The organism is Streptomyces sp. SX-6 (assembly GCF_059089585.1).
The window spans coordinates 284,894-306,516 of record NZ_JBTHHU010000008.1 but is presented as its reverse complement, the minus strand read 5'-3'; the positions used below and the strand labels follow the sequence as shown (position 1 = coordinate 306,516).

General features: G+C 72.9%; 22 protein-coding genes and 1 tRNA gene. 8 read left to right on the top strand and 15 right to left on the bottom strand.

Annotated features, from left to right (window positions below; all coding sequences use genetic code 11):
- Positions 1-93: 93 nt before the first annotated feature.
- The 5 genes from ACV530_RS13325 to ACV530_RS13305 form a co-directional block, all read right to left on the bottom strand.
- Positions 94-3,240 (bottom strand): AfsR/SARP family transcriptional regulator, encoded by a 3,147-nt coding sequence (locus ACV530_RS13325; RefSeq protein ID WP_494332597.1) that lies wholly within the window; start codon positions 3,238-3,240, stop codon positions 94-96.
- 81 nt (positions 3,241-3,321) lie between these two features.
- Positions 3,322-3,411, bottom strand: a tRNA-Ser gene (locus tag ACV530_RS13320).
- Positions 3,412-3,482: 71 nt separating this feature from the next.
- Positions 3,483-3,965: a tRNA adenosine(34) deaminase TadA gene (tadA, locus tag ACV530_RS13315; RefSeq protein ID WP_494332596.1), complete on the bottom strand. Its 483-nt coding sequence runs from the start codon at positions 3,963-3,965 to the stop codon at positions 3,483-3,485.
- A gap of 32 nt (positions 3,966-3,997) precedes the next feature.
- Complete coding sequence (locus ACV530_RS13310) at positions 3,998-4,543, bottom strand: tRNA adenosine deaminase-associated protein (protein WP_494332595.1); 546 nt, start codon at positions 4,541-4,543, stop codon at positions 3,998-4,000.
- Between the two features lie 144 nt (positions 4,544-4,687).
- Complete coding sequence (locus ACV530_RS13305; RefSeq protein ID WP_494332594.1) at positions 4,688-4,924, bottom strand: hypothetical protein; 237 nt, start codon at positions 4,922-4,924, stop codon at positions 4,688-4,690.
- Between the two features lie 137 nt (positions 4,925-5,061).
- On the opposite strand from ACV530_RS13305, the gene upp reads away from it, so the two are divergent.
- Positions 5,062-5,697 (top strand): uracil phosphoribosyltransferase, encoded by a 636-nt coding sequence (upp, locus tag ACV530_RS13300; protein WP_494332593.1) that lies wholly within the window; start codon positions 5,062-5,064, stop codon positions 5,695-5,697.
- A gap of 7 nt (positions 5,698-5,704) precedes the next feature.
- Here the strand turns inward: upp and ACV530_RS13295 are convergent, their stop codons facing one another.
- Together ACV530_RS13295 and ACV530_RS13290 are read right to left on the bottom strand one after the other, a co-directional pair.
- Complete coding sequence (locus ACV530_RS13295; protein ID WP_494332592.1) at positions 5,705-6,391, bottom strand: LytR C-terminal domain-containing protein; 687 nt, start codon at positions 6,389-6,391, stop codon at positions 5,705-5,707.
- Between the two features lie 109 nt (positions 6,392-6,500).
- Positions 6,501-6,797 (bottom strand): type II toxin-antitoxin system VapB family antitoxin, encoded by a 297-nt coding sequence (locus ACV530_RS13290; RefSeq protein WP_494332591.1) that lies wholly within the window; start codon positions 6,795-6,797, stop codon positions 6,501-6,503.
- A 151-nt stretch (positions 6,798-6,948) separates the two neighbouring features.
- Here ACV530_RS13290 and ACV530_RS13285 point away from each other — a divergent pair, with 151 nt between their 5' ends.
- Complete coding sequence (locus tag ACV530_RS13285; RefSeq protein WP_494332590.1) at positions 6,949-7,719, top strand: SDR family oxidoreductase; 771 nt, start codon at positions 6,949-6,951, stop codon at positions 7,717-7,719.
- A gap of 82 nt (positions 7,720-7,801) precedes the next feature.
- The gene (locus ACV530_RS13280) at positions 7,802-9,016 is read left to right on the top strand and encodes an MFS transporter (RefSeq protein WP_494332589.1); all 1,215 of its coding nucleotides are present in this window, start codon (positions 7,802-7,804) and stop codon (positions 9,014-9,016) included.
- A gap of 30 nt (positions 9,017-9,046) precedes the next feature.
- On the opposite strand, the gene ACV530_RS13275 is transcribed toward ACV530_RS13280, so the two are convergent.
- Positions 9,047-9,496: a hypothetical protein gene (locus ACV530_RS13275; protein WP_494332588.1), complete on the bottom strand. Its 450-nt coding sequence runs from the start codon at positions 9,494-9,496 to the stop codon at positions 9,047-9,049.
- A gap of 173 nt (positions 9,497-9,669) precedes the next feature.
- On the bottom strand, positions 9,670-10,020 hold the full coding sequence (locus ACV530_RS13270; RefSeq protein ID WP_494332587.1) for a hypothetical protein: 351 nt from the start codon (positions 10,018-10,020) through the stop codon (positions 9,670-9,672).
- Positions 10,021-10,354: 334 nt separating this feature from the next.
- Between ACV530_RS13270 and ACV530_RS13265 the strand changes: the two genes are divergently transcribed.
- Positions 10,355-10,939 carry an HdeD family acid-resistance protein gene (locus tag ACV530_RS13265; protein WP_494332586.1) on the top strand — a complete coding sequence of 195 codons (585 nt, stop codon included), beginning with the start codon at positions 10,355-10,357 and terminating at the stop codon, positions 10,937-10,939.
- Between the two features lie 4 nt (positions 10,940-10,943).
- Here the strand turns inward: ACV530_RS13265 and ACV530_RS13260 are convergent, their stop codons facing one another.
- Complete coding sequence (locus ACV530_RS13260) at positions 10,944-11,678, bottom strand: TetR/AcrR family transcriptional regulator (RefSeq protein ID WP_494332585.1); 735 nt, start codon at positions 11,676-11,678, stop codon at positions 10,944-10,946.
- Positions 11,679-11,836: 158 nt separating this feature from the next.
- Here ACV530_RS13260 and ACV530_RS13255 point away from each other — a divergent pair, with 158 nt between their 5' ends.
- Positions 11,837-13,210, top strand: coding sequence for a serine hydrolase domain-containing protein (locus ACV530_RS13255; protein ID WP_494332584.1), 1,374 nt, complete (start codon positions 11,837-11,839; stop codon positions 13,208-13,210).
- Positions 13,211-13,270: 60 nt separating this feature from the next.
- Here ACV530_RS13255 and ACV530_RS13250 read toward each other — a convergent pair whose 3' ends face one another.
- A complete protein-coding gene (locus ACV530_RS13250) occupies positions 13,271-15,574 on the bottom strand; it encodes a heavy metal translocating P-type ATPase (protein WP_494332583.1) in 2,304 nt (767 codons plus the stop codon).
- 237 nt (positions 15,575-15,811) lie between these two features.
- Here ACV530_RS13250 and ACV530_RS13245 point away from each other — a divergent pair, with 237 nt between their 5' ends.
- Together ACV530_RS13245 and ACV530_RS13240 are read left to right on the top strand one after the other, a co-directional pair.
- Positions 15,812-16,120, top strand: coding sequence for an SHOCT domain-containing protein (locus ACV530_RS13245; RefSeq protein ID WP_494332582.1), 309 nt, complete (start codon positions 15,812-15,814; stop codon positions 16,118-16,120).
- A gap of 130 nt (positions 16,121-16,250) precedes the next feature.
- Complete coding sequence (locus ACV530_RS13240; RefSeq protein WP_494332581.1) at positions 16,251-16,892, top strand: TetR/AcrR family transcriptional regulator; 642 nt, start codon at positions 16,251-16,253, stop codon at positions 16,890-16,892.
- Here the strand turns inward: ACV530_RS13240 and ACV530_RS13235 are convergent.
- Together ACV530_RS13235 and ACV530_RS13230 are read right to left on the bottom strand one after the other, a co-directional pair.
- Positions 16,876-17,892, bottom strand: coding sequence for an alcohol dehydrogenase (locus ACV530_RS13235; protein ID WP_494332580.1), 1,017 nt, complete (start codon positions 17,890-17,892; stop codon positions 16,876-16,878). The two genes, ACV530_RS13240 and ACV530_RS13235, sit on opposite strands and share 17 nt — an antisense overlap.
- 95 nt (positions 17,893-17,987) lie before the next feature.
- Positions 17,988-18,965 carry a PP2C family protein-serine/threonine phosphatase gene (locus tag ACV530_RS13230; RefSeq protein WP_494332619.1) on the bottom strand — a complete coding sequence of 326 codons (978 nt, stop codon included), beginning with the start codon at positions 18,963-18,965 and terminating at the stop codon, positions 17,988-17,990.
- Positions 18,966-19,148: 183 nt separating this feature from the next.
- Here ACV530_RS13230 and ACV530_RS13225 point away from each other — a divergent pair, with 183 nt between their 5' ends.
- A complete protein-coding gene (locus tag ACV530_RS13225; protein WP_494332579.1) occupies positions 19,149-19,733 on the top strand; it encodes a hypothetical protein in 585 nt (194 codons plus the stop codon).
- 19 nt (positions 19,734-19,752) lie between these two features.
- Here the strand turns inward: ACV530_RS13225 and ACV530_RS13220 are convergent, their stop codons facing one another.
- Both ACV530_RS13220 and ACV530_RS13215 read right to left on the bottom strand, forming a co-directional pair.
- Entirely contained in the window at positions 19,753-20,406 is a 654-nt protein-coding gene (locus tag ACV530_RS13220; RefSeq protein WP_494332578.1) for a response regulator, read from the bottom strand.
- Positions 20,403-21,599, bottom strand: coding sequence for a sensor histidine kinase (locus ACV530_RS13215; protein ID WP_494332577.1), 1,197 nt, complete (start codon positions 21,597-21,599; stop codon positions 20,403-20,405). The genes ACV530_RS13220 and ACV530_RS13215 overlap by 4 nt, the downstream gene beginning before the upstream one ends.
- Positions 21,600-21,623 lie beyond the last annotated feature (24 nt).

Here is a 21,623-nt window from a genome sequence, read left to right as displayed (position 1 = left end):
CTGTCTGGCGTTGGAGAAAAACCGAGCGAGGCGTGTTTTCGGGGGCCCGGGGGCTTGCCCCCCGGAGGAAACGGTGAAAGGGCGGGGCAGGGGCTACAGCTCCACCCCGTCCACGAACGCGAGCAGCTCCCCCAACCCCAACTCCTCACCCCGCGCCACCGCCACCGCGAACCCCGCATCCCCCAGCCCCTCCCGCGCCCGCTCCCTCGCGCGGACGCTGTCCGGGCCGCCCTGGCCGACGCCGAAGAGCGCGGCGCAGCCGCCGAAGACGACGGCGGCCGGTTCGTACGCACCGGCCGCGACGGCCGTGGCGGCGAACCCCAGGAGGGCCATGATCCGCAGGGGGCTGTACGGCACGGGCCCGAGCGCCCGCAGCGCTTCACGGAAACACGCCACCGCCGCCCGGTGCGAGCCGTGAGCGCCGAGCGCCCGGCCGTGGTTGACGCGGAAGAAGACCGTGGACACGGGCTCCGCACCGCTCGCCTCCAACTCGGCCAGCCCCCGCTCGAACGCCGGCAGCGCCGCCGCGAAGTCGCCGCGGCGCGCATCGACCGCCGCCCGGGCGAGCCGCACCTGGACCGCGTGGCCCGCGGTGGCCGTCGCGGCGGCGGCGCGCTCCACGTCGCCCGCCGCGCCGTCGAGATCCTCCTCGCGCAGCCGCAGATACGCGTGCCGCAGCAGCGTGGCGACGATCTCGTCGGCGCCGAGCCAGTCGGTGATCAGGGCGTCCGCCTCGGTCATGAGCGTACCGGCCGTGGCCAGCCCGCCACCCCGAAGTGCCCGGTGGCGGATGAGGAGTTGGAGTGCCTGGCTCAGGCCCCAGCGCTCGCCGAGCCGCCGGAAGGCATCGGCGGCGGCCTCCAGGTCGGGGACGGCGGGCTCCGGCTGCCGCTCGTGCATGCGCAGGCCGCCCCGCACGAGCCGGGCGGTGGCGGCGAGCCACGGGTCGGCGGACCGGGCGTGGCCGTCGAGGAGTTCGAGGGCCCGGTCCCGCCGGCCCGCGAGGGCGGCGACGGAGGCACCGGAGATCAGCAGCAGCGGGTGGACGGGCCCTTCCTCCGCGGCCCGGTCCGCGAGGGCGTCGAACTCGTCGGCGAAGGTGACCGCCCACTCCGGCGACCCGGCGACAGCGGCGGTGAAGTCCGCGGGGTGCGCGAAGTCCCCGAGCCGGGAGGCGATCCGGCAGGCGGCGTACGCCCGTACCGCCCCGTCGGGCGCCGCGGGCCCGGCGAGTTCGAGCACCCGCCCCGCCCACTGCGCGGCGTCGTCGCGCTGGCCGCGCAGCCACCACAGCCAGCCCAGCGCCGCGCACAGACGCAACGCGAGTACGGCATCGCCCAGTTCGATCGTGCTGCGCAGGGCGGCGGCGCAGTTGTCGTGCTCGGTGACGAGGCGGTCGATCCACTCCAGCTGTGCACGGGTGCGCAGGGCGGGCTCGGCCTCCTCGGCCAGCCCGGTGAAGTGCCGGGCGTGCCGCAGCCGCCACTCCCGCTCCTCGCCCGCCTCCGCGAGGCGTTCGGCGGCGTACACGCGGATCGTCTCGAGCATCCGCAGCCGGCCGTCGTCCCGGGTCTCCAGGATCGACTTGCCGGTGAGTGACAGAAGGACGTCGAGGCTGTCCTCGCCGCACACCCGCTCGGCGTCCTCGATGCCCGCCGATCCGGCGAACACCGAGAATCTGCGGGCGGCTTCGGCCTCCTCCCCGGTCATCAGGTCCCAGCTCCAGGCGACCACGGCCCGCAGGGTCTGCTGGCGGGGCAGGGCCGTCCGGCTGCCGCCGGTGAGCAGCCGGAACCGGTCGTCCAGCCGGTCGGCTATCTGCCGGGGTGTGAGCACCCGGGCTCTGGCGGCGGCGAGTTCGATGGCCAGCGGCATGCCGTCGAGCCGGGTGCAGATCGCGGTGACGGCGTCGGCGTTGTCCGCGTCCACCGTGAAGCCGGGCCGGACGCCGGCCGCGCGCTGGGCGAACAGCTCCACGGCGCCGGCCGGTTCGAGCGGCGGCACGGGGCACAGCTGCTCACCGGCGATGCCCAGCGGCTCACGGCTGGTGGCCAGCACGCGCAGCTCCGGACAGCGGGCGAGGAGCTGGTCCACGAGCTCCGCGACGGCCTCGACGACCTGCTCGCAGTTGTCGACGACCAGCAGCGACCGCCGCCCGGAGAACGCCTGGACCAGCCGGTCCAGGGGATCCGAGGCGTCGCCGTCCTCGCGCTGCAGCACGGTGTCGCGGACGTCGAGCGTGGCCAGGACCGCGTACGGCACCTGCGCCGGGTCGGTGACCGCGGCCAGTTCGACCATCCGGACGTCCATCGCCCGGACACCGGCGGCGCACTCCACGGCGAGCCGGGTCTTGCCCGCCCCGCCCGGCCCGACCAGGCACACCAGCCGGGAGCCCGCCAACAGCTCGCGCAGCCGTACGAGTTCGCCCTCCCGCCCGACGAAGCCGGTGAGCGGCCGACGGACGGTGTTGACCTGCTTCCGCTCGGCCCTTACGGGCTGCGGGAGTTCGCCGCGCAGCACGGCCAGCTGGGCGGCGGCGAGTTCGGGCGAGGGGTCGACGCCGAGCTCGTCGGCGAGCAGACGCCGGGTGCGCTCGTACGCGTCGAGCGCGTCGGACTGCCGGCCGGCCCCGGCCAACGCCCGTACGGCCAGCGCCGCGAGGCCCTCGCGCAGCGGGTGCGCCTCGCGGTCCGCGGCGAGCACGTCGAGGACCTGCGGGTAGTGCCCCGCGGCGAGGTGCGCGGCGGCGAGCTGTTCCACCGCCCGCAGCCGGAGTTCGGTCAGCCGGGCCGCCGCCGGGCCCGCGTACGGGGCGGCGTCGGCCACGTCCGCCAGTGCGACCGGGCCCCGCCACAGGGCGAGCGCCTCCTCGAGCACCGCCGCGGCGCCCTCGTGGTCGCCCGAGGCCAGGGCGGTGCCGCCCTGTTCGGCGAGCCCGGCGAACCGCACCGCGTCGACGGCACCGGGCTCCACCGCGAGCGCGTAGCCGACGGTCCCGCCCCGCACCAGCTCCGGATCGCCGAGCGCCGCCCGCAGCCGTTTGGCGAGCGTCGCCAGGGCGTTGCGGGGCTTCGCCGGCGGCTCGTCGCCCCACAGGGCGTCGACCAGCCGCTCGGCCGGCACGGTCCGGCCGGGCTCGAGGGCGAGGAGCCCGAGCAGGGCGCGGACGCGGGAACCGCCGAGGGGGAGGGGCCGCCCGGCGGCGGATGCCGTCACCTGGCCGAGGATCGAGAGCTGCACGCCGCCCATCCTGCATGACGTGCATGGCGGCATGAAAAAAGCCGCCCCCGACCACGTTTCCGCAGGTCAGGGGCGGCTTGCTGGCGGTAGCGGTGGGATTTGAACCCACGGAGGAGTTGCCCCCTCACACGCTTTCGAGGCGTGCTCCTTCGGCCGCTCGGACACGCTACCGAGAGGAATCCTAGCGGACGCCGGGCCGTGCTCCTAAACGGGTTCCGGGCCGGGACCCGGGGCCCCGGGGGTCAGCGGGTGCGGAAGAAGCGCGTGAGGAGCGCGGAACACTCGTCGGCGAGGACCCCGGAGATCACTTCGGGCCGGTGGTTGAGACGTCGGTCACGTACGACGTCCCACAACGAGCCGACCGCGCCCGCCTTCTCGTCCACCGCGCCGTAGACGACCCGCTCGAGGCGGGACAGGACGATGGCGCCCGCGCACATCGTGCACGGCTCCAGCGTCACGACCAACGTGCAGCCGGAGAGCCGCCATTCGCCCACGGCCCGTGCGGCCTCGCGGATCGCCACCACCTCCGCGTGGCCGGTCGGGTCACCGGCCGCCTCGCGCTCGTTGCGGCCGCGGCCGATGACGGAGCCGTCGGGGGCCAGCACGACGGCTCCGACCGGCACATCGCCGGTGTCCGGGGCGCGGACGGCCTCCTCGAGGGCCGCCCGCATCGGGGCGTGCCACGGGGCACGCACGGGATCGTGGTCGTCGACGGCTTCGTTCATGGCACCAGTGTGAGCGAGCCCGCCGGGAGGGTTCAGCGGACGGCCTCCAGGACGTCGGTGCAGCCGAGCGCGTCGGCGATCTCGCCCAGGGCGTCCCCCTCGAGTGCGAGCAGCTGTTTCTCGCCCACCCCGACGTCGTCGAGGAGACGGGAGTCGCCCAGCGGGCCGCTCGGCGCGGCCTCCTCGGCCTCCGGCTCGTCGTCGCGCTCCTCGGTCTCGGGCTCGCCGTCCTCGGTGCCGTCGAGGTCGAGGGAGTCGAGGTCGTCGTCCTGGGCCTTGTCCCGGCCGAGCAGCTCGTCGACGAGCAGGGCACCGTAGGAGCTGCGGGCGGCGGCGGTGGCGTCCGAGATGAAGACGCGGGGGTCCTCCTCGCCGTCCACCCGGATGATGCCGAACCAGGAGTCCTCCTGCTCGATGAGCACCAGGACCGTGTCGTCGTCGACAGCGGCCTCGCGGGCCAGGTCGGCGAGGTCGGACGGGGTTTCCACGTTGTCGAGGTCTGTGTCGCTCGCTTGCCACCCGTCTTCGGTGCGCGCGAGCAGTGCGGCGAAGTACACCGTGACTCTCCCACTGGTCATAGGCGGTGCCGGGTCGGACGGGGCAGCGCCCCGCCCACTCGGAATCGTGGCAGAAACCTCGCCGTCGCGAGAGGTCTTCCGCGCTGCGTCGTGTGCCGGTCCGGGGAGATGAGGCTCACGCCAACCCGGATGGCGGCCGTCGCGTCACCAGCGGAACGTACGCATCCGCATCTGCTGGCGCATACGGGCGGCCCTGGCCCGGCGCGGCTGCACCCTGTCGCGCAGCTCGCGGGCCTCGTTCAGCTCGCGGAGGAACTGTGCCCTCCGGTGCCTGCGCTCCGCGTCGGTCTCCGGAGCCTCGGGTTCGGCGGACTTCGCCTGGGCGGGGTCCGTCGTGCCGTCGGCCCGGTCCCCGGGGTCTCGTCGTTTGCGGTCGGCCATGGGCAGCACCACCTCGCGCCGATGTCTCGCCCGGAGGGGCAGACCGGGCGTACGTGCCCACTTTCCCCCTAAGCGGTGGTTTGATGCCACCGCACGGACGGGAGCCGGTGCCCGAAAACTCGGTTAATGTCGATGTCATGCGGATGCACGTCGTCGACCACCCCCTCGTGGCCCACAAGCTCACCACCCTGCGCGACAAGCGCACGGACTCCCCGACCTTCCGGCGTCTCTCCGACGAGCTGGTCACCCTGCTCGCCTACGAGGCGACGCGCGACGTGCGCACCGAGCAGGTCGACATCGAGTCGCCCGTGACCGCGACCACCGGTGTCAAGCTCTCCCACCCGCGCCCGCTCGTGGTGCCGATCCTGCGCGCCGGTCTCGGCATGCTCGACGGCATGGTCCGGCTGCTGCCCACGGCCGAGGTCGGCTTCCTGGGCATGATCCGCAACGAGGAGACCCTCAAGGCGGAGACCTACGCGACCCGGATGCCCGACGACCTCTCGGGCCGTCAGGTGTACGTGCTGGACCCGATGCTCGCCACCGGCGGCACCCTCGTCGCGGCGATCAACGAGCTGATCACGCGCGGCGCGGACGACGTCACCGCGATCTGCCTGCTGGCCGCCCCCGAGGGCGTCGAGGTCATGGAGCGCGAGCTCGCGGGCGCGCCGGTGACCGTGGTCACCGCCTCCGTGGACGAGCGGCTCAACGAGAACGGCTACATCGTCCCGGGTCTCGGCGACGCGGGCGACCGGATGTACGGCACGGCGGGCTGACCGGCCGTCAACACTTCGAGCCGGAGGCAGTGGCGGAGGGCGACGGTGTCGCCGAGGGCGTGGCGGACGGTGAGGCACCGCCCCGCTGCGGGGTGAGCTCCTTGAAGCCCGTCCCGATGATCAGGTCGATGTCGTCGCCCTTGCGGACGTCGCTCCTGACCTCCGTCCCGCCGCCGAACTGATCGCCCAGCACCTTCGCCGCCCCGTCGGCGGAGTCGGGGGAGCCCAGCACCAGTGCGGTGCCGGTGACTTTCTTGTCGTACTCGGCCGGTGCGTTGCCGACCTTGCCGATCTTGAAGCCGCGCTGCTTCAGTTCGTCCGCCGTGGTCTGGGCGAGACGGGCGCGCGGGGTGGCGTTGTAGACGTTGACGGTGATGTCACCGGGGCCGGGGAGATCCTCGCGCGGGACGGTTCGCTTGGCCGGGTGCTTGGCCGAGCCGGCATCCGCGTGATCGCCCCGCTTGGACTTGTCGCAGTCGCCCGGACGCTGCGCCGCCGCCTGGGGCGAGCCGCCACCGCCGGAGAAGACGTCGACGAGCTGGACCGTTCCCCAGCCGCCCAGCCCCAGGACGACGACCACTGCGGTCACGGCGAGCACGATCCTGCGGGGGTTCCTCGAGCGGCGCATATGAGGGAAGCGCCGTCCCGTGATGCGATACTTTCCGCCCATGCCAGGAGGGGTGAGCATGCTCATGGGCGCAGCGTAGTGCGGGCGGAAGCCGCTGCCTACTAGATGATCAATGGCGTGCGGGCGCCCCAACCCGAAAGGGCCAATTCATGCGCCGGGGCGCGCGCCGGGCGGCTCAGTCGAGTTCGAGCACGCGTGCGTGCAGCACCTGGCGCTGCTGGAGCGCGGCGCGCACGGCGCGGTGCAGACCGTCCTCGAGGTACAGGTCGCCCTGCCACTTCACGACGTGGGCGAAGAGGTCGCCGTAGAAGGTCGAGTCCTCCGCGAGCAGCGTTTCGAGGTCGAGCTGCTGCTTGGTGGTCACCAGCTGGTCAAGACGTACCGGGCGAGGGGCGACGTCCGCCCACTGGCGGGTGCTTTCCCGGCCGTGGTCGGGGTACGGCCGACTGTTTCCGATGCGCTTGAAGATCACACGGAAAGCCTACCGGGCCGGTGGCTCCGAGCGCAGCCATGGCGCGGGATCAGGCCTTCCTCGCGGCCCGTTTCGTCCTCTGCCGGTGCATGTCACATGGGCGGCGGCTGTCCTGTCACAGAGGTGTGATCGCGCGAGAAGGGACTCTGTGATGGAACCGATTCTGGTCACCGGCGGAACAGGCACCCTCGGCCGGGCCGTTGTCCGGCGGCTGCTCGACGAGGGCCGTGACGTGCGGCTGCTGAGCCGCCGTCCCCGTCCTGAGGCCGCGCCGGCCGGGGTGGGATGGGTGACGGGGGACCTTGTCGGCGGTGAGGGACTGGACCGGGCGCTGGCGGACGGTGCTGTGGTGATCCACTGCGCGAGCAACCCCCGCAGGCCGCGCGAGGACGTCACCGCCGCGGGCACGCTCGTCGAGGCGGCCCGCTGTGCGGGCACGCCGCACCTGGTCTTCATCTCGATCGTGGGGATCGACCGGGTGCCGATGCCCTACTACCGGGCCAAGCTGGGCGCGGAAGCGGTGATCGAGGAGTCCGGGGTGCCGTACACCCTGCTGCGGGCCACCCAGTTCCACGACCTCGTCGTCCGGGTCGTGCGCACGCTCACCAAGGCCCCGGTCGGGTTCGCGCTCTCGCGTACGCCCCTTCAGCCCGTCGCCGTCGAGGAGGTCGCCGCCCGTCTGACCGAACTCGCCGGGGGCGAACCCCTCGGGCGGGTGGCCGACATGGGAGGTCCGCAGGTCCGGACGGTCGACGAGCTGACCCGGGCGTACCTCGACGCCGAGGGCCGGCACCGGCCCGTGCTGGGGCTCCGGCTGCCGGGCCGCCTCGGCCGTGCCCTGCGGGACGGGGGACTGCTGGCCCCGGCGGCTCCGTGCCAAGGACGCGTCGGATTCGAGGAGTTCCTGGCGGAACGCGGCTGATCGGGTGGTATGCGGGCCAAGTTGCTGTTCGGTGCCTTACGTCCGCCTAGGGTGAGCCTCCGCGGTTCGGCCGGGAGGGCGCATGGAGTACGTGCGGCTGTTGCGGGAGAGACCGGTGCTGGTGCTGTGGCTGGCACGGGGTCTCTCCGTCCTCGGCGACCGGCTCTATGCGGTCGCGGTGATGTGGAGCGTGTACGCGAGCACGGGTTCGGCCTCGCTCATGGGACTGGTGTCCGTCCTCGAGTCGCTGCCGTACGCCGTCCTCGGCACCGCCGGGCGGCGCGTGGCCGCGCGCTTCTCGTCGTACGGCGCGCTGGCGCGCGTGGACGCGGCGCGGGCGGCCGTGACCTGCGCCCTGCCGTTCCTGTGGGAGCCCGACGGCCGGGGTGCCTCCGTCCTGCTGGCCGGCGCCCTGGCGCTCGGCGTGCTGGGGGCGCTCTTCGACCCGAACCTCGAGGCCCTGGTCCCCGGTCTCGTCCCGCCCGCGCGCGTGCAGCCGGTGACCGGGCTGTTCGACCTGACCGGGCGCATCGCCCACATCACCGGCAAGGCCTGCGCCGGAATGCTGCTGCTGATGTTCTCCGAGGTGCAGCTCTTCGCGTTCGACGGGGCCGCCTTCGCCGTGTCCGCGCTCGCGCTCGCCTGGCTCGCGCGGCGGTACACCGCGGCGGAATCCCGTGAACGGGCCGGTGCGGAACGGGCGTTGGTACGGGCCTGGCCGCTGCTGCGGGCGCACCCCCGGATCGGGCTGGCGCTCGGTGTGCACGGCATCGTGCCGTTCTGCTCGGCCGCGACGTCGGTGGGCATGCCCGTGCTGCTCGCCACCCGGTTCGGCGCGGGGGCGGGGGTCTACGGACTGGTGACGATCGCCGTCGGGGTCGGGGCGCTGATCGGCAACCCCGTCGCGGGCACCTGGCGGCCCGGAGGCTGGCTGGCCGTGTGCTGCGGGGCGTGGGTGGTGGACGGGGTGGCGACGGCCTGCATGGGCCTCGCGGGGCGGGTCTCGGAGCTGGAGCTGATGTCGCTGGCGACCGGGCTGGCCGCCCCGCTGGCGACGGTGACGCTGCGGGCCCGCCTGGGCCGGTTCCCGGCGGCGGAGCGGCTGCGGCTGATGGCCGTCGAGCACACGGCGGCCCGGGTGGGGGCCATGACCGGGATACTGCTGCTCCCGCTGCTCGTCGAGACCTCGCCCCGGGGCGCGTTCGTCGTCGCGGGCGGGCTGGTGGCCGGGGTGGCGCTCCTCGCCGGGGCCCCGTCCCTCGTGCCCGAGGTGGTGCCGGTCGGCGAGGAGCAGTGACGTGACGTGCTTCCGGGGCTGCTTCCGGGGTTACTTCCAGGCGCAGTGCTTGGCGTCCCAGTGCTGCCAGTTGCCCTGGTGCTGCCGCTTCCAGCAGTGCGTGTGCTCGTCCCACTGCGCGTAGCTCCGGGAGTCGGCGTCCCAGCGCAGCCAGACGTGGTTCTTGGCGTCGAAGCGGTCGTGCTGCTTGTCGACGCCCTTCTCCCAGCCGAGGTGGAGGTGGCGGCCGTGATCGCCCTTGTTGTCGTTGTCGTCCTTCTTGCCTTCCTTGCCCTCCTTCTTGTCCTCCTTGCAGTCCTGGCCCTTGTGCTTGCCCTGGTCGCCGTCGGTCATGTGGTGATGGTGGTTGGCCTGGGACCCGTGGGGGTGAGGGTGGGCCGGGGCGGCGAACGCCTCGCTCGCGGTGAGGGCTGCGGCTCCCGACAGCAGTGCTGCCGAAGCGGTGACAGCGGCGATGCGGCGCGTCCATTGCTGGGACATCGGTGTGCTCCTAGTTCAGTTCCTGCTGCTACGGAGCGCATCCTTGCGCCTTGTGTTCGCGGGAGGGCGGAATCCGCGCCAGGACTGCCCGTCCGGATGATGTGCAGGTACGTCAGTAGCAATTGCGGCAACTGGCAGGGCCCCGGCCGGAGTTACGGCCGGGGCCCGAACCGTCAGCCGCCCGCCGCCAGTTGGGCGATTTTGACGATCACCAGGACGACGGCCACCACCAGATAACCGCGCAGGGTGATCAGCCCCGCCGTGCGCAGCGGGGAGAACTTCGGCTTCTCCAGGGCGGAGAGTCCGGGGGTGCGCCAGACCATGCGCTCGGCCTCCAGGAGGGCCTTGCGCTCGGCCTTGCCCAGCGGCGTCGGTGCGAGTTCCCCGGCCCGTTCCGCCGCGCGGCGCCGGGCGTCCGCCTCCGCGGCGGCCGTCCGGGCCGCCCGGTGCGACCGCACGGCGACGAGGCCCCCGCCGAGGAGGCCGATGCCCGCCCCGACGGCGAAGCCGGTCTTCAGCTGCATCGTGGTGATGTCCGGGAAGAATGTGGCCGCGGTCAGGTGGAGGGTCCGGGCGTCTGTCGGGATGCTGAATTCAGGCCATGCGCAAGGGAATTGTGCGATACCGGTGGTTCAGCTGTGCCGCACGGTGCGGCCAGTGCCGATGCGTTCCGGCAGGGGACGGACGACTGTCGACGTCGTCGGGTCAGTGGCCTGTGTGCGCAGGGACACCCCGCCGGGCGGGGTGTCTGTTTTCGGCCACCGGCTCCGGTGTCGCGGGTCCGGAATGTGTGCGAGCCTGGCCGGAGGGGGTGTGGTCCGATTCCCGCGATGTGCTTCCGTGGGGGAGGCAACCGCCATGACTTCCACTTCCAACGACCAGCGCGGTGAGATCTACAGCCGCCTGTCCTTCCTGGCCAACGCGGGCTGGCAGGTGATGCTGGCCGCCGGGGTGGCGTCGATCGCCCTGGGCGTGATCGTGCTGGCATGGCCGGGGCGCACGCTGACCGTGGTCGGCGTCGTCTTCGGGATCTACCTGCTGGCGATCGGGGCGTTCCAGCTGGCGGGGGCCTTCGGGGCGCACGTCCCCGGGCACATGCGCGTGCTGTGGTTCGTCACCGGCGGACTCTGCGTCCTGCTCGGCCTGTTGTGCTTCCGGGGACCCGCCCAGTCGATCCTGCTGCTCGCGCTGTGGATCGGCTTCGCCTGGCTGATGCGCGGCGTGATGCTGACGGCCGTGGCCCTGTCCGCCAAGGTCATGCCGGCCCGGGGCTGGCAGGTCTTCCTCGGCATCGTCAACGTCATCGCCGGCATCGTGCTGATCGACGCACCGTTCCGGTCGATCGCGGTGCTCACGATGGTGGCGGGCATCATGCTGATCGCCATGGGGCTGATCGAGGTGATCCACGCGATCCGGCTGCGGATGCACTTGAAGTCGGCCTAGGCGTCTAGGGGGTGGTCCGGGCCGCCAGGCCGTCGAGGACCCGCTGGAGCCCGTAGTCGAACTTCTCGTCGCGGGCCTCGCGCGGGTCCTTGCCCTGCAACGCGGCGTACTGGCCGCTGAGTTGGGGGTGCTCCTGGGCGGCCTCCTCGGCGGCGGGCCACAGCTGCTCCACCCACTCCCGCTCGGTGCGGCCGCTGCGGGCGAGCGCGGCCAGCCAGGCGGCCTCGCTGGTGCTCATGCCGATGACGTACGCGCCGAGCGCGGACGCGGCGAAGTCCGCCTCGCCGGCGGGCAGGCCCGCCGCCTCGAACGTGGCGAGCAGGCCCTCGGAGAGCCGCATCATGTTCGGCCCGAGCTGGGTCACGAGCATCTCGCCGAGCACCGAGCCCACCCAGGGGTGCCGCAGGATCGTCGCCCGCATGCTGCGCGCGCAGTCGGCGGCGGCCGTGCGCCAGTCGTCCCGCCGCGCGGCGTGCGGGACCTCGATCTCGCCGTAGATCTCGTCCACGACCAGTTCGATCAGCTCGTCCTTGTTGGCCACGTGCGTGTACATCGAGGTGGCCCCGGCGTTGAGGCGGGCGCCGAGCTTGCGCATGCTCAGCGCCTCGGTGCCCTCGGCGTCGAGCAGTTCGAGCGCGGCGGCGACGATCTGCTCCCGGCTCAGGGCCGGCTGCTCCCGCCGCGGCCGCTGCGGGCGGGTCCACACCGACGGGATCGGCTGCTTCTTGTCGACGGGCATGGGCTTCCTCTCTCGGGGCACCCCTCTCGGGGCACCCCAGGATAGCCGTCGTTCCGAACGGCGTACGCCCTTGCGAACGGCGTGCGGAAGTCCGTACAGTGTGCGGCGAAGCGCACGCCGTTCGGAGTGCGGATGTCCGACACACCTGGGAGAACGCCATGGTCCTCAACCCCCGCTGGCAGGCCCGTCTCGACGAGCTGTGCGCCGCGCACCACGTCCCGGGCGCGACCCTGGCGGTGCTCGCCGACGGTGAGATCCACGAGCTCGCGAGCGGGGTGCTGCACCGGGGGACCGGAGTGGAGGCGACCGCGGACTCGGTGTTCCAGCTCGGCTCGATCGCGAAGGTCTACACGGCCACGCTGGTGATGCAGCTGGCCGAGTCCGGCGCGCTGGACCTGGACGCGCCGGTCACCGAGGTGCTGCCGGAGTTCTCCCTCGCGGACGAGGAGGCCGCCAAGGTCATCACGGTCCGCCAACTGCTCAGCCACACGAGCGGATTGACGTGCGACTTCACGCTCGACACCGGGCGCGGCGACGACTGCCTGGCCCGCTATGTCGAGGCCGCGCGGGACGTGGCGCTGGACTGCCGGCCCGGCACGGCGGTCTCCTACAGCGGCATCGGCTACAACGTGCTCGGCCGCATCATCGAGGTGCTCACCGGCATGACCTGGGACGAGGCGCTGAAGGAGCGGCTCCTCGCCCCGCTCGGGCTCACGCACACGATGACCCTGCCCGAGGAAGTGCTGCGCTTCCGGGCGGCGATGGGCCACCTCGGCGAGCCGGGCCAGGACCCGGAGCCCGCGCCGGCGTGGGACCTCATGCCGCGTTCGGCGGGCCCGTACGGCCGGGTCTGCGCCACCGCGGCGGACGTGGTCCGCCTGGCCCGGATGCACCTCGACGGCGGTACGGCGCCGGACGGCACCCGGGTGCTGGCCGCGGAGACCGTCGCCCTGATGCAGCGGCGCGTGGTGGACGTCCCCGACAAGTGGACCGTCAGCGCGGACGGTTGGGGCCTGGGCTGGACGCTGTACGACTGGGACGGCATCCCGGGCTACGGCCACGACGGCGCCTCGATCGGGCAGTACGCCTACCTGCGCGTGGTGCCGGAGGCGGGCGTGGCCGTCGCGATGCTGACCAACGGCGGGGGAGCGCGCCAGGTCTACGCGGCCCTGTTCCGCGAGCTGCTCGCCGAGCTGGCCGGGGTGCGGATGCCCGAGCCCTTCGCTCCGGCGGCACAGCCGCCCGCGGTGGATCTCGCGCCGCTCGTCGGCACGTACCGGCGCGAGGGCGTCCTCATCACCGTCGCCGAACGGGACGGCAAGCCGCACCTGGTGTACGAGTTCACCGGCGGCATGAAGGACTTCTCGCCGCCGCTCGAGATGGACCTCGCGCCGGTGACGGAGACGGTGTTCGCCGCGTCGGGCGCCGGACCGTCGTTCAGCGAGGACTGGATGCCGGTGGTGTTCTCCACCCTCTCCGACGGCACCGCGTGCTGCTACATCGGGATGCGGGCCGCGCCGAAGGTGGCGTAATACGGCGCGTAATACGGCGGAAAGGCCCCGACGGTGAAGTCGGGGCCTTTCCGCGATCGTTCAGTTGAAGCTGCGCAGCCGGAGGCTGTTGGTGACGACGAAGACCGAGGAGAAGGCCATCGCCGCGCCCGCGATCATCGGGTTGAGCAGACCGAAGGCCGCGAGCGGCAGGGCGGCGACGTTGTAGCCGAAGGCCCAGAAGAGGTTGCCCTTGATGGTGCCGAGGGTGCGGCGGGAGAGCCGGATCGCGTCGGCGGCCACGCGGAGGTCGCCGCGGACGAGCGTGAGGTCGCCCGCCTCGATGGCCGCGTCGGTGCCGGTGCCCATCGCGAGGCCGAGGTCGGCGGTGGCGAGGGCGGCGGCGTCGTTGACGCCGTCGCCGACCATGGCGACCGTACGGCCCTCGGCCTGGAGGCGCTTGACCACGGCGACCTTGTCCTGCGGCAGGACCTCGGCGATCACCTCGTCGATGCCCACCTCGCGGGCGACGGTCTCGGCGACGATCCGGTTGTCGCCGGTGAGCAGGACGGGCGTCAGGCCCAGGCGGCGCAGTTCGGCGACGGCCGCGGCGCTGGTGTCCTTGATCGCGTCGGCGACGGTGAGGATGCCGCGCGCCTCGCCGTCCCAGGCGACGGCCACGGCCGTACGTCCCTCGGACTCGGCGGTCGCCTTGGCGGACGCGAGTTCGGCCGGCAGCTCGATGGCCCTCCCCCAAGGACCTCCGACAAGCTCCGGTCCAGGGGGTGCCCCCATGGCGAGGAGCTTCTCCCGGCCGACCAGCACCGCGTGTCCGTCCACGACGCCCTGGACGCCGAGGCCCGCGATGTTCTCGAAGCTCTCGGGCACGGGCAGCGTGCCGGTCCGCTCCGTGGCGCCGTCGGCGATGGCGCGGGCGATGGGGTGCTCGGAGGAGTGCTCCAACGCGCCGGCCAGGCGGAGCAGTTCGCTCTCGCTGACGCCGGGGGCGGTGATGACCTCGTGCAGGCCCATCGTGCCGGTGGTGACGGTGCCGGTCTTGTCGAGGACGACGGTGTCGACGCGGCGGGTGGACTCCAGGACCTCGGGGCCCTTGATGAGGATGCCGAGCTGGGCGCCGCGGCCGGTGCCGACCATCAGGGCGGTGGGGGTGGCGAGGCCCAGGGCGCAGGGGCAGGCGATGATCAGCACGGCGACGGCGGCGGTGAAGGCGGCGGTGGCGTCGCCGGTGACCGCGAGCCAGGTGAGCAGGGTGCCGAGGGCTATCAGCACGACGACGGGGACGAAGACGCCGGAGATCCGGTCGGCCAGGCGCTGGACGGCGGCCTTGCCGTTCTGCGCGTCCTCCACCAGCCTGGCCATGCGGGCGAGTTGGGTGTCGGAGCCGACCCGGGTGGCCTCGACGACCAGGCGGCCGGAGGTGTTCACGGTGGCACCCGCGACGGTGGCGCCCACGGTGACGTCGACGGGCACGGACTCGCCGGTGAGCATCGAGGCGTCCACGGCCGAGCTGCCCTCGACGACGGTGCCGTCCGTGGCGATCTTCTCGCCGGGGCGTACGACGAAGCGGTCGCCGACCGCCAAGTCCGCGGTGGGGATGCGTATTTCGCGTCCGTCGCGCAGGACGGCCACGTCCTTGGCGCCCAGCTCGAGCAGTGCGCGCAGGGCGGCGCCCGCCTTGCGCTTGGAGCGTGCCTCCAGGTAGCGCCCGGCGAGGATGAAGGTGGTGACCCCGGCCGCGGCCTCCAGGTAGATGGAGGAGGAGCCGCCCGAGCGGGAGACGGAGAGGTCGAAGCCGTGGCGCATGCCCGGCATGCCCGCGTCCCCGAGGAACAGGGCCCACAGCGACCAGCCGAGCGCGGCGAGCGTGCCCATCGACACGAGGGTGTCCATGGTGGCGGCGCCGTGCCGGGCGTTGGTCCAGGCGGCCCGGTGGAAGGGGAGCGCGCCCCACACCACGACCGGTGCGGCCAGCGTCAGGGACAGCCATTGCCAGTTGTCGAACTGGAACGCCGGGACCATCGCCATCAGCACCACCGGCACAGTGAGGACCAGCGACACCAGCAGCCGCTGCCGGAGCGCCCCGGCCTCGCCGGGCTCCTCCGGCGCGGTCCCGGCGGTCTCCGCCACGGGCGCGGCCGGCTCCTGGGCGGTGTAGCCGGTCTTCTCGACGGTGGCGATGAGGTCGGCGACCCCGACCCCCGTGCCGTAGGAGACCTTCGCCTTCTCGGTGGCGAAGTTCACGGTCGCGCTGACGCCGTCCATGCGGTTGAGCTTCTTCTCGATGCGCGCGGCGCACGAGGCGCAGGTCATGCCGCCGATGGAGAGTTCGACTTCGGCGGAGGGTGCCGCTGCTTTCTCCGTCTGCTCCGTGGCCAAGCTGGTCATCGCGTCTCCTGGGCAGGGCCGGATCGCGCGGCGTCCTTATCAGAGGAGCGGCGCGGCCCGGCGGGGATACCGGGGGGAGGTGTCTCCCGATGGCGACAACGTTATACCCCTGGGGGGTATTCCGGAAGGGCTCGCCATTCACATCCCCGCTCCTCCAGCGTGCGCCTTATGTGCGCCTGCCGCGCGGAGGGACCATGGAGGGAGGGAGTGCCCGCTCGGGCTGGGAGGTGAACCGCGATGTCCTGGTACGGCCATCACGGAGTCGGCTGGGGACTGGCGATGACGGCCGGCGCGATCCTGTTCTGGGTGCTGGTCATCGCCGTCGCGATCCTGCTCATCCGTACGTTCGCCCGCCCCGGCGGCCCTCGTCCGCCCTGGCGCCAGGGCCCGGCGTCCCCCACCGCGGGCGGCGAGCACATCCTCGCCGAGCGGTACGCCCGCGGCGAGATCGACGAGGAGGAGTACCGCCGGCGCCTGGCGACCCTGAGGGCTGTGTCGTCCGGTACGGGGTCGTCTGGTACGGACCAAAAGGATCAAGGCCGGTGAACGGCTCGGTCCCGGTCGGCAGTTGGCTTTCCCATGGAATGCTTTTCTAGAACAGAATTCTGCTTCCCGTGCGACTAGGCTGTCCTCATGGCGGACAGCATCAGCACCCGGGCCGGGACGGAGGCGTCCCGTGTCTCCTAAGCAGCAGCGCGGCGAGGCCACCGTCGACCGTCTCCTGACCGCCGCGCTGGAGGTGTACGCGGAGACGGGGCCGTCGGGGTTCACGGTCAACGCGGTCACCTCGGCCAGCGGCGTCAGCCTCGGCAGCCTCTACCACCACTTCGGCAGCTTCGACGGCCTGGCCGCCGAGCTGTACATCCGGTGCATCGGGCAGCTGCTCGACGCGGTCAACGCCCCCGTGCTCCGCTCCCGTACCGCCCGTACCGGCATCCGTGCGTACGTACGTGCCTACCTGAAGTTCTGCGGGGAACACCGGGACGTCGCGCTCTTCCTGCACGGCTCCGCCCACGCCGGCTACCTCTCGGTGCACGCCGAGCGCATCCGCAAGGCCAAGGAGGCCAAGCTGGCGCCGGTGCTGGCCTGGCTCGGCGCGCGGATCGAGGCGGGCGAGATCGCCCCGCTGCCCGGCCCCGTGATCGAGGTGCTGCTCGTGGGGCCGGTCGACGCGACCGTCTACCGCTGGCTGTCCACCACGTACGACCAGGACCTCGCCCTGGCCACACGGGTCCTGCCCGACCGGATCTGGCGGTCCCTGGAGCCGGAACCGGAGCCGGAACCGGAACCGGAGCAGGCGGTCACCGGCCGGTCGTGAGGACCATGCGGAAGCGGGCGGCGCCGCTGAGCATGCGCTCGTAGGCCTGGTTGACGTCGTCCAGCGGCACGACCTCGGTCATCGGCCGGACGCCGGTGAGGGCGGAGAACGCCATGGTGTCCTCGACGTCCTGCGCGGTGCCGGAGGGGTGTCCGTGCACGCCCTTGCTCGCACTGATCAGCTGGACGGGGCTGATGTTCAGCGGCTCGGGCGCGACTCCGACCACGATCAGCTCGCCGTGGTGGGCCAGGCCGTCCACGGTGGCGCTCATCGCGCCCGAGTCGGCGGCGGTGGCCAGTACGGCCTTGGCGCCGCCCAGCGCCTGGAGGGCCTCGGCCACGTCGGCCGCGGTGCTGTCGATGTAGTGCCGGGCGCCGAGGCGGCGGGCCAGCTCCCCCTTGTCCGGACCACGGGCGATGGCGACGGTCTCGAACCCCATCGCGGCGGCGTACTGCACCCCGAGGTGGCCCAGCCCGCCGATGCCGAGGACGGCGACGAGGTCGCCCGGGCGGGCACTGCTGCGCCGCAGGGCGTTGAACGTGGTCACCCCGCCGCAGCCGAGCGGCGCGGCGTCGGTGGCCGACAGCCCGCCGGGAATCCGGGCCGGTGCGCCGGCGGGGGCGACCATGGCCTCGGCGTAGCCGCCGGGGTAGGCGATGCCGGGCACCTGGAGCGTGGTGCAGTGGATGAAGTCGCCCTCGCGGCAGGGCCGGCAGTGGCCGCACTGGCCGCCGAACCAGCCCACCTCCACCTGCTCGCCGATCCGCCACTCGGTGACGCCCTCGCCGAGTGCGTCGATGCGCCCGGCCACCTCGTGGCCGGTGACCAGCGGGAACTCGACGGGGAAGGCGTTGTTCACCAGCAGCGCGTCCGTGTGGCACACCCCGCACGCCTGCACGGCGATCCGGACATGGCCCGGCCCGGGCTGCGGCGCCTCGCGCTCGACGACCTCGAACTTCCCGCCGGGGGAGGGGACTTGGGCCACGCGTATGGAACCCATGGCGGAACCTCCTTCAGGTGCCGGTTCCGGGATACATGACCAGCGTCCCGCGCGTCGTGGGCGGACGCATGCCGGCCAAAAGATGGCAATGGCTGTCAGGACCGGCGGTCGCGCAGGCGTACGGCGAGGGCGGCGATGTCGTCGTCGAGGCCTCCGCTGCTGAAGCGGAGCAGGTCACGGTGCAGCCCGGCGAGCAGCTCGCCGGGCCGCGCCGGGCTCTGCCGCCGCATCCAGTCCGTCAGGGGGAAGAACTCGCCGTCGCGGTTGCGGGCCTCGGTCACGCCGTCGGTGTAGAGCAGCAGGTGGTCGCCCGGGGCGAAGCCGAAGGTGTCGACGCTGTAGTTGTCGCCGATCAGCGACGCGAGGTTGAGGAGCGGCGAGGGGGAGGTGGGCGCCAGGACACGCAGTTCCCCGCGGTTCAGGAGCAGCGGCGGCGGATGCCCGCAGTTGAGGACCCTGATCCGGCCGTCGTCGTGCGGGATCTCGGCGATGACGGCCGTGGTGAAGCGCTCCATCAGGTCCTCGGGGGGAAACGAGGAGGTGTAGCGGGTGCTGCTGGCCTCCAGGCGGCGCGCGATGTCGCCCAGGTCGGCCTCGTCGTAGGCCGCCTCCCGGAAGGCGTTGACCGTCGCCGCGGCCATCCCCACCGCCGGCAGCCCCTTGCCCCGTACGTCGCCGATGAGCAGCCGTACCCCGTACCGCGTGTCGGCCACCTCGTAGAAGTCGCCGCCGATGCGGGCCTCCGCCGCGGCGGCGAGGTACAGCGACTCGATCTCGATGCCCCCGTAGCGGCGCGGCATCGGGCTCAGGACCACCGTCTGCGCCGCGTCGGCCACGAGCCGCACCTGGAAGAGCGTCCGTTCCCGCTGGAGCCGGACGTGGCTGCCGTACGCGGCCGCCACGGTGACCGCGACGATCCCCGCCGACGTCCACCAGATCCCCAGACCGGGGAACACGATGCCGAGGCCGACCATGAGGAGGAAGCAGACCGTCCCCAGCATGACGGTGGGCAGTACGGGCCACATGGCGGCGGCGAGCGCGGGCGCCGCGGGCAGGAGGCGGCTGAAGGCCATGCGCCGGGGCGTGGTGTACGCCAGGGCGGCGATCACCACGGTCAGGAGCACCGGCGACAGCAGAACGGAGGGCCATCGACGGATCCACGCCCGTGCCAGCTGGATCACATTCCATAGCATATCCACACAAACGGGACGGGGCTCCGTTCGCGTAGCGATCACGGTCCGCCTAGCCTCGTCACCATGAGTGCCTCGCGGACCGTCCGCAGGGGATACGCCCTGGCCGGTGTGGTGCTCGCCATCGTCTGGGCGGGAGAGAGCAACGAGCCCGCCTGGGCCCACGCCCTGCGCACCGCCTTCCTCCTGCTGATCCTCCCGCCGGTGCTCCTGCCGGCCAACCGCCGCCTCACCGCCGCGTACCACGCGGCCGTGCACCCCGGCCCGGCGCTCGCCCGGCTGATCACCGCCCGGGTGCTCATCGTCTCGGCGGCCTTCGTGGCCGACTTCTTCTTCGGCCACCTGCTGGACCCGGGCGCCCCGCACCACAACTGGGCCCTCGTCGCCCGGCTCCTGCTCGTCCTGCTGACCGTCCCGCTCCAGATCCGCCTCGAACGCCGGGCCCGCGCCCGGGGCGTCCCCTCGGCCCACTCGGACCTGTCGGCACCCCGGCTGATCTGCGCCAAGCTGGCCCTCATCTGCGCCGCGCTGCTGGCCCAGTTCCTCCTCGACCCCTACGTGCCCAACGCCCAGCTGGTGGTCGCCGCCGCCATCGTCGCCACGGTGACGGTCGTGGGGCCGAGGATCCATCCCCGGCTGCTGATCAGCTAGCGGCGGCCGCCTGGCGCGCTCAGCGCTGTTCGCGCGGTTGCGGGACGAGGAGGCCGCGGTGGAATGCCTGGGTGACGGCTGCGGCGCGGTCGCCGACGCCGAGCTTGGCGTAGATGTTCAGCAGGTGGGACTTGATCGTGGCCTCGGTGATGAACAGCCTGGCCGCAGCCTCGCGGTTGGTGGCTCCGTCCGCCACCAACTGGAGCACTTCGAGCTCCCGTTGGCTGAGCGGCCCCGGGGCGGGGGTGCGGACCCGGTTCATCAGCAGCGCCGCCACCGACGGGGCGAGCACGGCCTCGCCCCGGGCCGCCGCCCGTACCGCGCGCAGGAGTTCGTCGCGGGGAGCGTCCTTGAGCAGGTAGCCCGTGGCGCCGGCCTCGATGGCGGGGAGGACGTGGCTGTCGGTGTCGTACGTGGTCAGGACCAGCACGCGGGCGTCGCTGCCGCGTGCGGCCAGGTCCCGGATGGCGGTCACCCCGTCCGTACCGGGCATGCGCAGGTCCATCAGGATCACGTCCGGCCGCAGGGCCTCCGCGAGGCGGACCGCTTCGGCGCCGTCGGCGGCCTCGCCGAGCACCTCGAACTCCGGCTCGCGCGCGAACATGCTGCTCAGGCCGTCCCGGACCACGGGGTGGTCGTCGACGACCAGCAGGGTGACCGTGGCGTCGCTCATGCGCACACCTCCGTGCGTTCGGCGGGGACGCGGGCCGAGATGCCCGTGCCGGTCCCCGGCTCGGACTCGATCTGGAGCGTTCCCGACAGGGCCTCGATCCGCTGCCGCATCGCGACCAGGCCGAAACCGTCGCCTTGCGAGTGGGATGGGGTGAAGCCTTCGCCGTCGTCGCGTACGTCCAGGGCGACCTCGTGTTCCAGGTACGACAGCGTCACCCCCGCCCTGCCCGCCCGCGCGTGCTTGGCCACGTTGGCCAGCGCCTCCTGGGCGCACCTGAGCAACGCGACCTCCGCCTCCGGCCGCAACGGCCGTGCCGTGCCGGTCGTGGTGACGTGGACCGGGATGCCGTACAGCGTCGACCAGCGCTCGGCCACACCCGCCAACGCCTCGCCGAGGCGCGCCGATTGCAGCGGCTCGGGGCGCAGCGCGTGCACCGAACGCCGGGCCTCGGTCAGGCTCTCGCGGGCCAGGGCGGTCGCCGCGGCGATGTGGCGGGACCGGCCCGCCGGGTCGTCGTCGGCGTGCTCGGCCGCCTGGAGCTGGGTGATGATGCCGGTGAGCCCTTGCGCCAGGGTGTCGTGGATCTCCCGCGCCATCCGCTGCCGTTCGTCGCGGACGCCGTCCTCCCTCGCCCGTGCCAGCAACTGCGCGTGCAGGGCCGCGTTTTCCGCGAGGGATGCCCGGAGCTCGCTCAGCGCCTGCTCGCGCTCGTCGTTCCGCAGGGCACCGCGCCGGGCGACCCAGGCGAAGCCGCACATGGGGATCACGTTCGCGGTCACGACGGCGGCGTACACGGCCAGGCCCAGGGGCGAGTCCTTGTCCACGCCGTACGCCTGTGCCGTGCCCGCCACCACCGCCACCGCGGTCACCCCGGCGAGCCGCCAGGGCCAGCGCAGCACGCGGAACGCGTAGATGTATCCCGCGGGCGTGAAGAGTCCGAACCACGGGTCCCTGAGCACCAGGACCGCCGTGATCGCGATCAGTACGGTGAAGAACACGGCCATCACCGGCTCGCGTTCGCGCCATGCGGGGCGCAGCGTGTGGACGCACAGCATCCATGCCGCTGCCAGCGCGCACAGGCCGAGGTCGATGAGCAGGGAGCGGCTCGCGGAGTGTTTGCCGGCCACCGTGACGACGGTCAGGAGCGCCAGCAGGACGTACGGCACGATGTGCGCCGGTGACTTGCCGTTCATCCCTGCCCCCTTTACGGCTTCCTG

What these genes read in the sequence shown, in the direction of transcription:
- tadA (WP_494332596.1), bottom strand. Translation starts at nt 3,965, where the DNA reads ATGAACGAAGCCGTCGACGACCACGATCCCGTGCGTGCCCCGTGGCAC.
- ACV530_RS13260 (WP_494332585.1), bottom strand. Translation starts at nt 11,678, where the DNA reads ATGCCCGTCGACAAGAAGCAGCCGATCCCGTCGGTGTGGACCCGCCCG.
- upp (WP_494332593.1), top strand. Translation starts at nt 5,062, where the DNA reads ATGCGGATGCACGTCGTCGACCACCCCCTCGTGGCCCACAAGCTCACC.
- ACV530_RS13270 (WP_494332587.1), bottom strand. Translation starts at nt 10,020, where the DNA reads ATGCAGCTGAAGACCGGCTTCGCCGTCGGGGCGGGCATCGGCCTCCTC.
- ACV530_RS13265 (WP_494332586.1), top strand. Translation starts at nt 10,355, where the DNA reads ATGACTTCCACTTCCAACGACCAGCGCGGTGAGATCTACAGCCGCCTG.
- ACV530_RS13285 (WP_494332590.1), top strand. Translation starts at nt 6,949, where the DNA reads ATGGAACCGATTCTGGTCACCGGCGGAACAGGCACCCTCGGCCGGGCC.
- ACV530_RS13280 (WP_494332589.1), top strand. Translation starts at nt 7,802, where the DNA reads ATGGAGTACGTGCGGCTGTTGCGGGAGAGACCGGTGCTGGTGCTGTGG.
- ACV530_RS13310 (WP_494332595.1), bottom strand. Translation starts at nt 4,543, where the DNA reads ATGACCAGTGGGAGAGTCACGGTGTACTTCGCCGCACTGCTCGCGCGC.
- ACV530_RS13275 (WP_494332588.1), bottom strand. Translation starts at nt 9,496, where the DNA reads ATGTCCCAGCAATGGACGCGCCGCATCGCCGCTGTCACCGCTTCGGCA.
- ACV530_RS13230 (WP_494332619.1), bottom strand. Translation starts at nt 18,965, where the DNA reads ATGGCCTTCAGCCGCCTCCTGCCCGCGGCGCCCGCGCTCGCCGCCGCC.
- ACV530_RS13250 (WP_494332583.1), bottom strand. Translation starts at nt 15,574, where the DNA reads ATGACCAGCTTGGCCACGGAGCAGACGGAGAAAGCAGCGGCACCCTCC.
- ACV530_RS13295 (WP_494332592.1), bottom strand. Translation starts at nt 6,391, where the DNA reads ATGAGCATGCTCACCCCTCCTGGCATGGGCGGAAAGTATCGCATCACG.
- ACV530_RS13220 (WP_494332578.1), bottom strand. Translation starts at nt 20,406, where the DNA reads ATGAGCGACGCCACGGTCACCCTGCTGGTCGTCGACGACCACCCCGTG.
- ACV530_RS13215 (WP_494332577.1), bottom strand. Translation starts at nt 21,599, where the DNA reads ATGAACGGCAAGTCACCGGCGCACATCGTGCCGTACGTCCTGCTGGCG.
- ACV530_RS13255 (WP_494332584.1), top strand. Translation starts at nt 11,837, where the DNA reads ATGGTCCTCAACCCCCGCTGGCAGGCCCGTCTCGACGAGCTGTGCGCC.
- ACV530_RS13305 (WP_494332594.1), bottom strand. Translation starts at nt 4,924, where the DNA reads ATGGCCGACCGCAAACGACGAGACCCCGGGGACCGGGCCGACGGCACG.
- ACV530_RS13245 (WP_494332582.1), top strand. Translation starts at nt 15,812, where the DNA reads ATGTCCTGGTACGGCCATCACGGAGTCGGCTGGGGACTGGCGATGACG.
- ACV530_RS13235 (WP_494332580.1), bottom strand. Translation starts at nt 17,892, where the DNA reads ATGGGTTCCATACGCGTGGCCCAAGTCCCCTCCCCCGGCGGGAAGTTC.
- ACV530_RS13225 (WP_494332579.1), top strand. Translation starts at nt 19,149, where the DNA reads ATGAGTGCCTCGCGGACCGTCCGCAGGGGATACGCCCTGGCCGGTGTG.